Annotated in this window: 15 protein-coding genes and 2 pseudogenes; 10 read left to right on the top strand and 7 right to left on the bottom strand. The window is 53.6% G+C overall.

Translation table 11 applies throughout. The features are described 5' to 3' along the window. Positions 1-39: 39 nt before the first annotated feature. On the top strand, positions 40-726 hold the full coding sequence (locus AC2GXZ_RS30775; protein ID WP_483763061.1) for a glycosyltransferase family protein: 687 nt from the start codon (positions 40-42) through the stop codon (positions 724-726). 42 nt (positions 727-768) lie between these two features. Here AC2GXZ_RS30775 and AC2GXZ_RS30770 read toward each other — a convergent pair whose 3' ends face one another. Further along, positions 769-1,542, bottom strand: coding sequence for a membrane-anchored protein (locus AC2GXZ_RS30770; protein WP_483763081.1), 774 nt, complete (start codon positions 1,540-1,542; stop codon positions 769-771). Between the two features lie 29 nt (positions 1,543-1,571). Then, positions 1,572-2,399: a 3-deoxy-manno-octulosonate cytidylyltransferase gene (locus AC2GXZ_RS30765; protein WP_483763060.1), complete on the bottom strand. Its 828-nt coding sequence runs from the start codon at positions 2,397-2,399 to the stop codon at positions 1,572-1,574. Between the two features lie 145 nt (positions 2,400-2,544). Here AC2GXZ_RS30765 and AC2GXZ_RS30760 point away from each other — a divergent pair, with 145 nt between their 5' ends. Together AC2GXZ_RS30760 and AC2GXZ_RS30755 are read left to right on the top strand one after the other, a co-directional pair. Next, entirely contained in the window at positions 2,545-3,456 is a 912-nt protein-coding gene (locus AC2GXZ_RS30760; protein WP_483763080.1) for a glycosyltransferase family 92 protein, read from the top strand. A gap of 219 nt (positions 3,457-3,675) precedes the next feature. Next, entirely contained in the window at positions 3,676-3,927 is a 252-nt protein-coding gene (locus tag AC2GXZ_RS30755; RefSeq protein WP_483763059.1) for an acyl carrier protein, read from the top strand. Positions 3,928-3,943: 16 nt separating this feature from the next. Here AC2GXZ_RS30755 and AC2GXZ_RS30750 read toward each other — a convergent pair. Further along, positions 3,944-4,749: pseudogene (locus tag AC2GXZ_RS30750) on the bottom strand (IS5 family transposase). 369 nt (positions 4,750-5,118) lie between these two features. After that, positions 5,119-5,478: a GGDEF domain-containing protein gene (locus AC2GXZ_RS30745; RefSeq protein WP_483763079.1), complete on the bottom strand. Its 360-nt coding sequence runs from the start codon at positions 5,476-5,478 to the stop codon at positions 5,119-5,121. A gap of 26 nt (positions 5,479-5,504) precedes the next feature. Here AC2GXZ_RS30745 and AC2GXZ_RS30740 point away from each other — a divergent pair, with 26 nt between their 5' ends. Beyond that, a complete protein-coding gene (locus AC2GXZ_RS30740; protein WP_483763058.1) occupies positions 5,505-5,780 on the top strand; it encodes a CHAD domain-containing protein in 276 nt (91 codons plus the stop codon). Between the two features lie 320 nt (positions 5,781-6,100). On the opposite strand, the gene AC2GXZ_RS30735 is transcribed toward AC2GXZ_RS30740, so the two are convergent. Both AC2GXZ_RS30735 and AC2GXZ_RS30730 read right to left on the bottom strand, forming a co-directional pair. After that, positions 6,101-6,427, bottom strand: coding sequence for a hypothetical protein (locus AC2GXZ_RS30735; protein ID WP_483763057.1), 327 nt, complete (start codon positions 6,425-6,427; stop codon positions 6,101-6,103). 52 nt (positions 6,428-6,479) lie between these two features. Then, a complete protein-coding gene (locus AC2GXZ_RS30730; protein WP_483763056.1) occupies positions 6,480-6,869 on the bottom strand; it encodes a hypothetical protein in 390 nt (129 codons plus the stop codon). 1,331 nt (positions 6,870-8,200) lie between these two features. On the opposite strand from AC2GXZ_RS30730, the gene AC2GXZ_RS30725 reads away from it, so the two are divergent. From AC2GXZ_RS30725 to AC2GXZ_RS30705, 5 genes are all read left to right on the top strand, one after another. Then, the gene (locus AC2GXZ_RS30725; protein ID WP_483763055.1) at positions 8,201-8,419 is read left to right on the top strand and encodes a hypothetical protein; all 219 of its coding nucleotides are present in this window, start codon (positions 8,201-8,203) and stop codon (positions 8,417-8,419) included. Between the two features lie 676 nt (positions 8,420-9,095). Beyond that, positions 9,096-9,287, top strand: a complete 192-nt coding sequence (locus tag AC2GXZ_RS30720) for a hypothetical protein (protein WP_483763054.1) — start codon at positions 9,096-9,098, stop codon at positions 9,285-9,287. Positions 9,288-9,675: 388 nt separating this feature from the next. Then, entirely contained in the window at positions 9,676-9,969 is a 294-nt protein-coding gene (locus AC2GXZ_RS30715) for a hypothetical protein (RefSeq protein WP_483763053.1), read from the top strand. A gap of 438 nt (positions 9,970-10,407) precedes the next feature. Further along, positions 10,408-10,716: a DUF6894 family protein gene (locus tag AC2GXZ_RS30710; protein WP_483763052.1), complete on the top strand. Its 309-nt coding sequence runs from the start codon at positions 10,408-10,410 to the stop codon at positions 10,714-10,716. Between the two features lie 28 nt (positions 10,717-10,744). Continuing rightward, positions 10,745-11,047 (top strand): ArsR/SmtB family transcription factor, encoded by a 303-nt coding sequence (locus AC2GXZ_RS30705; protein ID WP_483763051.1) that lies wholly within the window; start codon positions 10,745-10,747, stop codon positions 11,045-11,047. Between the two features lie 531 nt (positions 11,048-11,578). On the opposite strand, the gene AC2GXZ_RS30700 is transcribed toward AC2GXZ_RS30705, so the two are convergent. Beyond that, positions 11,579-11,773 (bottom strand): hypothetical protein, encoded by a 195-nt coding sequence (locus tag AC2GXZ_RS30700; RefSeq protein WP_483763050.1) that lies wholly within the window; start codon positions 11,771-11,773, stop codon positions 11,579-11,581. A gap of 615 nt (positions 11,774-12,388) precedes the next feature. On the opposite strand from AC2GXZ_RS30700, the pseudogene AC2GXZ_RS30695 reads away from it, so the two are divergent. Continuing rightward, positions 12,389-12,620: pseudogene (locus tag AC2GXZ_RS30695) on the top strand (GAF domain-containing protein); the annotation flags it as partial.

The raw sequence follows: 12,620 nt of genomic DNA, 5'->3' as shown, positions 1-12,620 counted from the left end.
TTTGTGATCGAATTACAAAGCAGTATCGGGAGTGTTGCTATGGATAATGCGCAGGTTTTCATCGGTTTTGACAGCAAAGAGGTCGCTGCCTATCACGTGTTCTGCCAAAGCATTTTAGAGAAGAGCACGATGCCGGTGACCTTCACACCCATCAATCTTGCCAATCTCGGCGGTCTCTTCACCCGTGAGCGGAATTCGCTCCAGTCAACCGAATTTTCCTTCTCTCGTTTTCTCGTTCCATATCTGAGCGGGTACGAGGGATGGTCCCTTTTTGCAGACTGCGACATGATCATGCGCAGCGACATAGCAAAACTTTGGGCGTTGCGGGACGACCGGTACGCGGCGATGTGCGTGAAGCACAATTACGTCCCCAAGGTCGAAACAAAGTTTCTCGGGCAGGTTCAGACCAAGTACGAGAAGAAGAATTGGTCGAGTGTCATTCTCTTCAACAACGCGAAATGCAAGAAGCTGGAAGTGGACTATGTCAACACAGCTACCGGCCTGGAGCTTCACCAGTTCAAATGGCTGGAGAGCGAGGACTTGATCGGCGAGCTCCCGCCGACCTGGAATTGGTTAGTCAACGAATACGACTACTCCGAAGACGCCGATTTGGTTCATTTCACCGATGGCGGCCCATATTTTGACGACTACAAGGATGACGATTATGCCGAGGAGTGGTTCGCGACGCGCGACCGCATGCTCCACGTGACCCAGCGCTCCGCGTAACGCGTTACGGAACCGTTCCAAATTGCGCTGACGCGACGCCGGTTAAGTCTGGCGTCGCTTCGCCTGATCGGTTGGAGGCGCAGAAATCGCGCCATTCCAAACCGGCATTCCAGTTCGAGCTCCAACATCGGGGTCGGCCGTATAAAGCGGATAATGAAGCTCCAGAAGTCGCTGGATGAGACGCATATCCATATCGGTATGGTGCCGCTTCAATCCGGCTTGATTATACACATGTCCGGCGGAATTGGGATTAATCCCTGAGATGATAACCGCCGTTGCCCCGTGATGCAGGGCAAATAGGACCGCATTCATGCCATTTGAGCATTTTGAATCAGCATCAAGTTCCAGCGAGCTTAGACCAGCAACTTTATCGATCAGTGCCATGCGTTGATATCGATCCACGATTTCGAGGCGGTCGTACGCATAATCGAAAGCCTTAAGCCCTTGTCGCAGTCGCTCCATTTCATTGCGGCGCCATAGCATGACATAGAGGGCTTTTGTCCTCTTTCCGCTGAGCACCCTGCGAACTTCGCGTGCATTCGTTGTTGTGCCTTCGACCTGATTAAACATCATGAAGGTGATGTCTGGAACCGTGGCTCCCCATTTGGACGCAACCGTCTGCGATCCGTTGACTGTAAGCAAATTGTAACTCTCATCAAAACCAACTGGAATCTCAGATTTTGGCGCCGAACCAACCACCACCACAGGCCCCTGGAACCTGCTGGGCAGGGAAGGGGGCTCTGGTCGTGTCAGCCAGTACTTCACTCTTCGATATAGGGCCGTCTTACGCGCTTTGAGGCGCTCAGCTACTCCCAGTCGGAGCTCCGTTGCCAATTGGCATCCTTTCACTTCTTCTTTTTCAAGAAACCGGGCTTCAAACCTCGTAAGAATTCGTCAAACGAGCGGAGGACATTGGTGAGAGAAATCAGCTTGTCGACCTGGCTTTCCGTAGCGTTTTGCCGGGAAGATAGGACCTCTGCAATCGTAGACGAGATCGCGGATGCAGAAAACTCAGGAAAACGTTCGAGCAGCGTCTCGTAGCTGTTTTTAGGAAGGCCCGTATCAAAAGCGATTTTGCCTTGCCTCGCCATAAGACGCAAGAACACCTGTTCGAATGTCCAATCATGGGCAGCCACAACCTTCCATTTGTCGCTACGCTGCCCGGTAAAGCCTGCGAGAACGATCGTTGCGGGGATCTTTTGCTCAGCCAGCCACAACGCAATCGCAAATCCACTCGTGGGCAGTTTCTCTTCTGGATAAAAAGCTTTGCAATAGCCCACCAGGTCAAGGTGGCCGGTGGGAGTATTGAGATAGTCCTTGGTCTCGTTCAGCTTTTCCGTGTCACTCAAACGCATGTTCAGGATGCCAAAAAAGGCCTGCGGATCGAATAGACTTAGAACCTGCGACACCTCGTTGCGGTAAACGATGTTCGCCCCTTTTGGCTGGCCGCGTGAGATGAGAAGGCATTTGCCGGTAAAGGATCGATCAAGAACTTTGTAAGCTTTGTTGAAAAACACAAACAGCGCGGTGTCCGGATACGCTTGTTTGAGAGCATCAATATCAATTCGGTCGCTGTTGGCGACCAAAACGATGTGCGAAAAACGGGAAAAGAAAGAAGACCATTGTTGTTGGTCAGCGAGGCCCGATAGGCCGGTAGTGACAGGTACGTTCATGCGTAGATTTCCTATCATTTTTCAAGCAGCGGCGAATAAAACCCGCCTTGTCTTCCGTATAAACCGCCTGTATTCCTTCGGTTGAGGAAATACAAGTCGCTCGCCGAAGGTGAGTCTCGAGTGGCTGTGAGGAGGCACCATGGGGATATTCGGCCTCAAAAGCTCGCGTCATTTTACCAGAGAACTGTCTATCACGCCGCCGGAGCCGCGCGTAGGCCGAAAAGGTATCGCGATAGTCGCCTGCGTGAAGAATGAGATCGATTACATCGTCGAGTGGATACGGTTCCATCAGGCCGTGGGAGTGGGACATTTCATCCTCTACGATGACCAATCGACTGACGGCACATTCCTTCTTCTCAAACGTATCCTGTCAGAGCGCGAACTAACAGTGGTGTCATGGTCGATGCATATGACATACGGCCATGATGGCCGCGCTATGAACGGGCAAGTCATAGCTTTTGCCCATGCAATTTCGAACTTCGGCGGTTCTTTTCAACACATGGCGTTCATCGATGTTGATGAGTTTTTGCTACCAAAGAGCGGCGGCACGCTACAGGAAGCACTTTTGTCATGGGGCGATTTCCCCAACATTTCGCTTCCATGGCACATGTTTGGTCATAGTGGACATGAGAAGCGCCCTTCCGATCCAGTGACGACCGCTTACACAAAGCGCGCCCACGATCCAATGAAGCGTCACGCGCATGCCATGAACTTCAAATGCATCGTTGATCCGACTGAGGTCACGCAGGTGTCAGTTCATCATTTCCATACCCGCTCAAACGGTGACGTCACCTCAAATGATAGCGGCATACTTGCCAGCTATCGTGACCGAAAGCGGCCTGAATTCTATTCCGCCCAGAACATCCAACTCAACCACTATTACAGCAAATCACGCGACGAGTTCCGCCTGAAGATTGAGCGCGGCTGGTCATACGACCAAACAAACGAAAAGTATGCCGAAAAGGCTCGATCAATTCGAGATTATATCGAGTCGGAACAGATTGAGGATTTGGCGATGCGCGAATTCGTGCAGGCGAACAGGATTGAGCTGAGCTGACGCGATGCGGCATCGAGCGCGTTTTTGAGGTAGCCAGCATTTCAATGGGCGGTTGCACTATGAGTGCAGAGGCGCTGGCTCGGCACCGCCGGCGTGGTGGGATCACTCAGCCCAATCGAGTATCGAATATCTCTAGGCCTTCTATATATCCATCCGAGTTTTTTAGCTACATCCCCGCTGGATCGGCTCTCAAAAAATTACCAACTGTAAGGATATGTTTTGCCCCAAGATGATATAAGAGCCCGTGTTAAATCCGTTGTTATTGACATCCTCGGCGTTAAGCCGGAACAGGTGGTCGATACGACGAACCTCTCAGATCTTACAGCAGATTCTCTGGAAGTGACGCAACTCATAATGGAGCTTGAAGCCGAATTCAACATCGAAGTCTTGGATGAGACCAGCAGTGGCCTGATGACCGTAGGCGACTTTGTAAATCTGATAGTTGAGCTGAAACGCCATCAAGCTATCTGAGAGTCCGTCCGAGAATTCATGATCGGCGTGCGATCCGTCTGACGAGGGTCATGATGGATGCGGCATAAAGGAAGGCCTTGGCGGACTTGATGGTTGCTTCCGGATCTTTCCATAATCGGCGGTTTCGGCTGATCCAAGCGAAGAAGCGCTCGACAACCCAACACTTTGGATGAACGGCAAAGCCGACCTGATCTTTCGGCTTGCGGACGATCTCGACGTCGACCAGCGTCGCATTTTGCGGTCTGTCGCCAGAGTATCCCATGTCGGCAAACGCTTTGGCCACGAACGGGAAGGACTTCCGAGACAGTCGCAGAACCGGGATGGCACCATCGCGATCCTGAACGTCAGCCGGTTGAGGATTAAGCACGAGAGCACGTCCGTCCATATCGACCATCGCTTGTCGCTTGCGGCCTTTGATCTTTTTACCCGCATCATATCCACGCGGACCACCGCTCTCGGTGGTTTTGACACTCTGGCTATCCAGCACAGCAGCACTTGGAGAGGCCTGGCGGCCGGTCCGCTCGCGATCCACCATGACGAGGCAGTGATTGATCCGCGTGAAGACACCAGTGTCAGGCCAGCGGCAGAAATACCCGAAAACCGTGCTCTTGGGCGGCAGGTCTTTCGGGATGAGACGCCAGGGAATGCCGCCCCGCAAAACGTAAAAAATGGCGTTGATGATCTCCCGCAGCGGCCAGGCCGGCTTACGCCCCCTTGGCGCAGGCTGCGGAAGAAGGGCACCGCCCATTCCGCGTCCGTCAGGTCGGTTTCGTATCGTGGCTGATTGCGACTATACTGCCGCCGGGTGGTCGGGTTCCACATGGCGCTTCCATTCAGGCTTCAGACACCTTCTTGGAATCATCATCGGCCCGATCACTCAATTCTATTCTCGGACGGGCTCTGACAAGTGCAACAGCTGTTCAATCTGTCTGCCGAAGGAGTAGTAGTTCACGGTCTGAGGATTTAGACGTTGCGAGCCTATGCGCTGAATTATCATTCATTTCACTTGGGGCTCTGCGTGTCGACCGATCGAATCTCCTCAAGAGCTTATGAACGCGACATCCAATAGCTCTAAAAGCAAAACTCTACTGTCATTGCCGTCCGTTCTTGGCGTTCACCTATCAGTGAGCAGGCAATTTCGCATGTCGGCTGGGGTCCCCTTGGCTACCGACTAGTTGAGGTTCATTGACTTCACCCGCGACTACTCGCCAGTTTCACGCGATCGCGCCCCGCACGTTTAGCGTCATAAAGCGCCATGTCGGCGCGCCGGTACGCATCCTGCAGTTCAGGTTCCGAGGCGAGGGAGGCCACTCCGAAACTTGCGGTTAGTGTAACAGGTAGATCCTCGATGGTTGTTGCCGCCCTGCGGATCGTCTGCGCCAGGGCAAGCGCAGCGTCTACGGGCATGTTTGGCAGGAAGACCGCACATTCTTCGCCGCCAATGCGTCCTGTGGCAGATATGGCGGGCGTTTGGTTGCGAAGAACCTTACCAAAACCCTGGATCACCAAGTCTCCGACATGGTGGCCATAGGTGTCGTGATGCTCTTGAATTGATCAAGGTCACAAACGATAACGGCATGCTGCGATACGCGTCAGAGTTTTTCCGCTCGCTGTTAACCGATAAGCGTGACACCAGGCGCTACAAGCGTTTTGTCGGCGCAATGGAAACGCTTCAGGACGAGCTCGGCCTTCTGAATGATCTAGCGAGCAGCCCTGCCAACCTCCAAGTTCACGGACTAAACGATGTCTCTGGCGCGGATGGCCTCGTTTCCCATGTCGATAAAGCTGCCCTGATCGATAGAGCCCAAAGTGCGCTTGACGACATGATGGATGCCAAGCGGTTCTGGCGGTGACACACCGTTGGTCTCCCGGTAACAAGCTGGAACGTCACCAGGCCGATGACACAAGATCTTCACGACGTCGAGTTAGTCTGAGCCCTGGTCTCTGAAGGCTTCCCCTCCCGGACCGCGATTGGCCCGCCGCATCTGGCGGGCATTTTTTTTGTTTGGGTTGCGCCGCACATGTCGTTCGGGTGTGTAGGGTCAGTCGTAGGGGTCGATGGTTCGATTCCTTTCAAGAGCATAACCAATGCCTGCCCGCGACAACGGAGCTTTCAAAGTGAGCTCATGCAGCGCCTTTGCGATGTTGAGAACGACATTAGGATCGAGCTGCATTATGGACCTGCTAATGAAAACTTCCCGTCGACGTTGAACGACTTCACTTGATGCGAAATCAGGGGTCGCAGCCCGACCCCGATCCAGTCGAAGGATGACAACAGATCATGAGAATGGGAAAGTCCAATGATCATTTCCCGTTGCTTTTTCTCAAAACTCGAATTTGGTGGCTTGAAGATGCTTTTGGCGAAACCACTGACTTCAGCGAGTTGACCGAAGACCTCCTGAACATGATCGGCGCAGAGGGAGCTCAAGGTTTTCGATTTCGGCGAAAACGGCACGACCGTCGGCCCTGACTGGGCCAATGTAGCGATTTCGTCGCTCAAACTATGGCTTGCGGAGCCCCAAGCCGGGGCTCCAGTAGAATGACGTTACCGCTTACCGCGATGCCGACATACGCAGCAGGCGGCAAAGGCTGACGAGTGCCGGGGCGTAACCTCCTGCGCTGATCGATGTGCAACGCTTCAATAGCAGGGCGCGTTCACTGGGTGACATCTGCTGCAACGCCCTCAACTGAGCTTGCGACAGATCAGCGCCCGGTTTACTTCCCGGTGTGGTGCCAGAGGTCCCACCCGTGGTCGGGCCGCTGCCAGATCCGATGCCGACATCGACATCAGCGCCAACGCTTGTCCCGCCTCCGACCGTTGCGCCGACATTCGCATTCAACCCGCGTGTCCCGCCGACAGATGCCGACACCCCGGCATTGACGCCACGGTTACCACCGACGGAGGCGCCGACCCCAGCATTGACGCCGTTGCTTCCACTCACCGACGCGTTGACGCCTGAATTAACGCCGCGACTGCCACCAGCGGATGCGCCAACTCCAGCGTTGACACCGTTGCGCCCGCCAACCGACGCGCCTACACCGGCGCCGAGACCAGAACTCCGGCTGGAACCGACACTCGCGCCAGCGTTTGCGCCACTTCTGCCTCCGACAGGTGCTCCTGCACTGACGCCCGATCCTGATCGACTGCTCGATCCGACCCCGGCGCCCGCATTGGCACCTCCACGTCCTCCGACGGATGCCCCGACGCCCAATCCGCCTCGTCCGGCGCTAACACCCGCGCTTACGCCTCGTGAGCCTACAGACACACCGGCATCTCTTGCATACGTTATCTGGCCCAGTGGGTTTGCGATAAAGGCGCTGATGGCGATTGCAGTCGTGATCTTCAACATTGGGTTCCTCCCGGTTTGACGATGATTCACCAACCAAGACGAGCCAGCATTTGGTCTTTGAGTGCTAAAGTAGAACGCGCTAATGTAAAGGAATGCTTCCCCGTGACCAAATAATATCCTGCATCGCACAAGCTTCAGCGATTACTGATTCATAGTCACTTTCAAATAATTAGTACGGGGACAGGCTTTCATACCTTGCTAGACAATTGAGGTTTTCGGATGATTGAAGAGTATCTGCGCCTGAATGACGTAGAGGAAGCGATACCAGCAGACAAAACGTGTCCGTCTTCAGGACGCTGGTCAATCCTTCAGCGGCATGTGGAATGTCAGCGGGCACTCCAAGCTCCCTTCTATGAGTTCCTCAACCATGCAGTGGCGAGCGGCTGGAGCGAGAGAGAGGCGACGGTCGCCGTCGTCGAACTGTCCGAGAGCCATATGCTCTCATTCGAGGCTGATCGAGACACTATCGCCATAGTCGCCCGAATGCGTCAGATGGAGTGAGGCTCAGGATGCGGTAAGCGTTTAAATCTTTTCGCAGCCAATGGAAAATCGTACTTTGAACTTGAGCTTATAGGGATTGGCAATGACTGGGCTACTCACCTTCGACGAGTTGGTTCGACGCGTCGTCATCACCGCTCGGGATGTCACGCCCCGTGAGACAGTCGAATTAGGTGTCATCCATGGACTCTGTCTCGACGTGGCGTCAGATCTCAGTCCGGAATTGATTGATGTTCTCGGAAGTGCCCAAGGCCTAGCTCTGCTGGTTGGAGCGTTGCTCCGGCAATCTGACGTCCTTCAACCTCTGGCCGACGATATCTCTCGATGGAGCTTCTTGAGGAGTTGAACTCTAATTTTGACGGGAGTAGGGAACAATAGGTGCATATGCGAATTTCTCGCGTCACACGCGTATGCTGGAGATGCTCGTGGCAAGCACCGTCAATTATGCATTCGACGATTTCAAACAAAAGTTTGGCCTTGACGACAAAGAGGCCGAGCGCATTTACCGCACGACCGGTCCTGCCAAGGCGGACATCGAAGCCATTATGCGTGTTTGGATGAACAAGTCAGCAGTCGAAGCGTGGGTGATGAACGTCAATCCGCCGCCCTCGCGCTCACAATCCTGCAATCGCCTGCAACGATAGTTTCCGAAGTCGCGGCAGATCTGCGTCGAATGGCAGCACGCGAGACGATCTCAACACGGTAAACAATGCGTCCTTTGCTAAGGTCTTTTTCATGAACGATAGACCGATTATGATAGGTATCGGGCTAATTCCCTTGTCTTGGGCAATTGGTCTCGCCAGCCTCGCCTACAGCTTCCACTGACATATGCGATTACAGGGTGCACTGCGGAACTTTTCTTGCATCTGCGAATTGGGTTTGCAGCCGATGGTTGCCATCCGCCGTCGGTCTCCTCACCGGTAGCCAGCCCATCCTCCCGGGCTGGCTACTTTCTCACAGGCTACCCGGATAACGTTGCCCGATTGATTTAGCTTTCAGCCGATGTGTCGACGGTAACGCGGCCTTGCGCAAGTCCAAGTTATCGTGCGTCTTCTCGCCGATACAGCAAAGTCATATAACGTAAGCGCAATTCGCTCATAGAGATCTCGGAACTGATCCATTGATCTACAGAGGCCAAAAAGCCTTCGTCGTCCTCGAACTTAAGGCCCAACGCCTGCGCCTTGCCTCGGGCAGCCTCAAATACCGCTAGGCGCCTGTCTGCACTCATATGTTCGCCCCCGTTAAGGTTTCATACCGAGTAGTGCAACGATTTTGATCGCGATCAACGTGTTTATGCACAGCTGTGGTCAAATGAGACGTATGATCGAGAAACCCGGCGATTACATACAATCACAGATCCTGATATACGAGGCGATGATTGAAGAGATCATGTGGGCTAACCCGCGCATCACCGACCTCAACTACGCGATACAGCCCGAGGTCTCGAATGATTGGCATCGGCTCTTGAGCCTGCAAGCCTCGCTGAAAACACTTCGAGAATTCCGGCAGTAGCGAGCCGTCGACTCGCTTTCAATGAGGCCTCCCGCTAGACTTTCCGACAATCGGAACTTATCCTTTGTCAGGTTTTGCAAGGAGGGGCTGCACCGATTTGGCTTGTCGGAAAGTTGAAGTAATCGAACATAACTCGCGTTGGGTCGTGCGCCTGACAGACGGCGGCGAAGCTATAGAACGCGAGTTTCAGATGGTAGACCATGCGCGATCTTGGCGGCAGGGCAAGCCGCTCGAATGGGGAGTTCGGTCACCGACCATACGTCAAATCCTAGCATGGACTGAGGCTTTGAGTAGCTGTAAGTGCTAGGGGGGCGAGCCGAAAAATTCAAATTTTTGAAACAAGTGCCTTATTTGCGTGTTCTATCGGTCTAACCGGTGGAGATAACACGTGCAGACCACGCCGCACTTTTTGAGCGAATTGATCCGGGCGGCAAATACAACACCCAGGCTGTCGGAATTCTCACGTGCTCGTCTGCTTGATCGTGCATCGGACAAGATCAGAATTCTCAGGCTTCAAAAAGGGCGCCGAATAGAGATTGATGGCGACGATGTCGCATTCAATGCCTTTATGATGGCGCGTTCCGTCCCCCGCTACAACGACGATGAAATAAGCCATGCGCTTCGCGATGCCGCTGGCGCCATTTGGACCCTTCATATCGATCCGTCCTCTAAGGAGCAATAATAGGGATCGCTGTGCTCGTCTTGGTCGACGCTCCGCGGCCATATTGAGAAAGTCAATGCGCGATGTCAGACACTATATGGCGGAAACAATACGAATGGCGCCCTACCCATGGAGGACGGCCTCGGGACGACTGGTCTGCTTATGATGGCAAATTATTGATTGGCCGAATTTGGCGAGAGTACAAAGTCCCGGCCAAGCAGGGCCTATTTGGCTGGGAAGGCGGACGAGGTGGCTCGACCGGCCTTGCGAATGGCGGCTGGGAGACGTCGCATCGCAGGGCAATGCAAGCTGTAGAGCACGTATATCAGAGTAAAATCGGTGCCCCGCACGCTTTGAAAATGCAACGCTGATTTGGGCCACCCTTTCAATGTACGGTCACGTACCGGAACAGACCTGTCATTTTTTCTGGTCCCCACACGCATGGAGGGAACTGCCATCATGCGATATTTTCAGCACATCATTGGTAAAGACGGCGTCATCACAGACCGCGAAGGTGCGGAGTACGTCGATCTCGCCGATGCCTTGGAGGATGCGCGAAGCGGTATTCGAAATCTGGCAGCCGCCGATTTGGCATCGGGTCGAGATATCGACATCCGCCGTATAGAGATCCGAGACCCTTTCGGTAAGGTCTGCGCGCAGGTGTCGTTGGCAGAGATATTGGCAAACATCGTGCCATTCTCCGAAAAGCTATTCTTCGCTAATATAGCGGTCCACGTCGGCGAGCAGATTTCTCAAGGCAACTTGTGACCGTGAGCGGTCCAACGGAGGCGCCTCAATGGACGACGACAACCCTCCATTCGAGCTTACGGAAGCTGCCAAGCTATTGTCGCTCTTGGGAAACGACATCAGGTTGCGGCTACTGATCGAACTGAGCGGCAGAGAGTGGTCGGTGAACCAGCTCAGCGATCACCTCAAATTGGAACGACCATTGGCTTCACATTACCTAGGCCAGTTGCGGCGTGCTGAAGTCGTGACGACGAGGAGAACAGGGCAAACGATTTACTACTCATGTCGATCAAAGGCCGTTCGAAAAATGATCGCCGTCATGAAAGAGTTTGACTGGACAAAGCAATCCTAACGCGACCACGCCGACGTATCAAACTTGTATCATCTGGCCAAGACGGCTCTATTGCACTTGGACGTAACAGGTGATGAAAATGAAAAGGCCCGCGAAAGCAATAAGGGACGGGCCCTTTCACACTTCCAGTTTCTCACCCTTTGAACGATCGCAGCTTGCGCTGCTTTCATTACCGAAACGTTAGCAAGCAGCTACTTTTCCGGTTCGCACGAAACGCACTTTTCTCTCACCGACAAGCAAGTTTCCGCAAAATCCTGCTACCTTGACCGCTTTTTTCACGCCGCGAAAATACATCCGATCCGAGGGATTTTTCCAGAAGTTGGGATAGTGGGCACTCTTGGGAAGACGCATACGGCAAACGTTTTGAATTTCGTGGAACGTCAACACCACGTCTCGCGTCTCTGGCCTCTCTCTACTGAGGCGGCTCGTGAGGCCGCCGTACTTTTGTCCGTCACAGTGTACCTCTGCGTTCGACTGTCGCTCGACTTATAAACCGATCATGGTATTTTAGCCTTACGGAAACGTTACCTATCATTTGAAATGACTGGCTGACTTCAATGCCCGGAACTCATACGACCCCGATACAGCGTGCGCAAAAACGGCCATGATGATTTTTGGACACCCGCTGAGCTTCATGGCACGTTCCTGACGCGTTGCCGTTTCGATGACGCCTTGACGCTTCTTGTTCTTTTGAACACCAACGACATCGTACGGCGAAATCGCCAAGACGGATAACGCCTCACGCTTAGATTCGAGAGAGTTTACCCGGCTGCGAATTGAAGGGCATCGCTGATCGGGCCGCTTCTGCTAGAAGACGAATAAGAAAAAGCCCGCCCAAAAGAGCGCCGAAAGTTCGGCAGCGACCATGAACCCAAACATGGTGTCATTCATCGAATTTCTCCCCTGCGACCTCCATCGCTGGCTAACAGTAAGCCTGCACGCCAAGATAGGCTAGCCTTTCCTCTGATATCGGGCTTGCTTTTGGAAGCGATGGGGGAGCGAAGACTGTTGAGGAGGCCCCGGTTAGAGCCACCACTCTGATGAGGCCTGAGATCAAGCCGCGCGATCATCGTATTCCCGAAACCTGCTTTCAGCTGGGCTATTGCCAAGCTTGAACTGGGACAGCAATTCATTGAGCGCTGCGGCCTGAGCCGCAAGGCTATGGGTCACCGCGGTCGTTTGAGCACGGAACCACAAAGATAGACAATTCTTGCAATTTTCTGAAACCGGCTCATCTCTTATTTAAGAATCTGCTGGTATATTAATGGCATGGACATCCGATCGTTTCCAATTCCCAACAACGAACGTGAGCGGCTCGAAGCGCTCGCCGACTTCAATCTGATGGACACGCCGCCGGAGCAGGAGTTCGATCGGCTGGCCGAGCTTGGTTCCAGGTTATTCAATGTGCCCACGGTGCTGATTTCGTTGATTGCCGAGGACAAGCAGTTCTTCAAGGCCCGGGTTGGTTTCGATCCCTGCGAGACCAGCCGCGAGATATCGTTTTGCACCTACGCGATCATGCAGGACGATATTCTCGTCGTTCCTGATGCATTGGCCGATTTCCGCTTTGATC

Source organism: Aliirhizobium sp. YIM B11859, from assembly GCF_057163345.1.
Note: the sequence above shows the minus strand (reverse complement) of the source record. Positions and strands in the feature narration are given on the sequence as shown.

Excerpts from the sequence above, each read along its gene's own strand:
- AC2GXZ_RS30775 (WP_483763061.1), top strand. The coding sequence starts at position 40 with ATGGATAATGCGCAGGTTTTCATCGGTTTTGACAGCAAAGAGGTCGCT.
- AC2GXZ_RS30765 (WP_483763060.1), bottom strand. The coding sequence starts at position 2,399 with ATGAACGTACCTGTCACTACCGGCCTATCGGGCCTCGCTGACCAACAA.
- AC2GXZ_RS30740 (WP_483763058.1), top strand. The coding sequence starts at position 5,505 with ATGCTGCGATACGCGTCAGAGTTTTTCCGCTCGCTGTTAACCGATAAG.
- AC2GXZ_RS30720 (WP_483763054.1), top strand. The coding sequence starts at position 9,096 with ATGATCGAGAAACCCGGCGATTACATACAATCACAGATCCTGATATAC.
- AC2GXZ_RS30710 (WP_483763052.1), top strand. The coding sequence starts at position 10,408 with ATGCGATATTTTCAGCACATCATTGGTAAAGACGGCGTCATCACAGAC.
- AC2GXZ_RS30705 (WP_483763051.1), top strand. The coding sequence starts at position 10,745 with ATGGACGACGACAACCCTCCATTCGAGCTTACGGAAGCTGCCAAGCTA.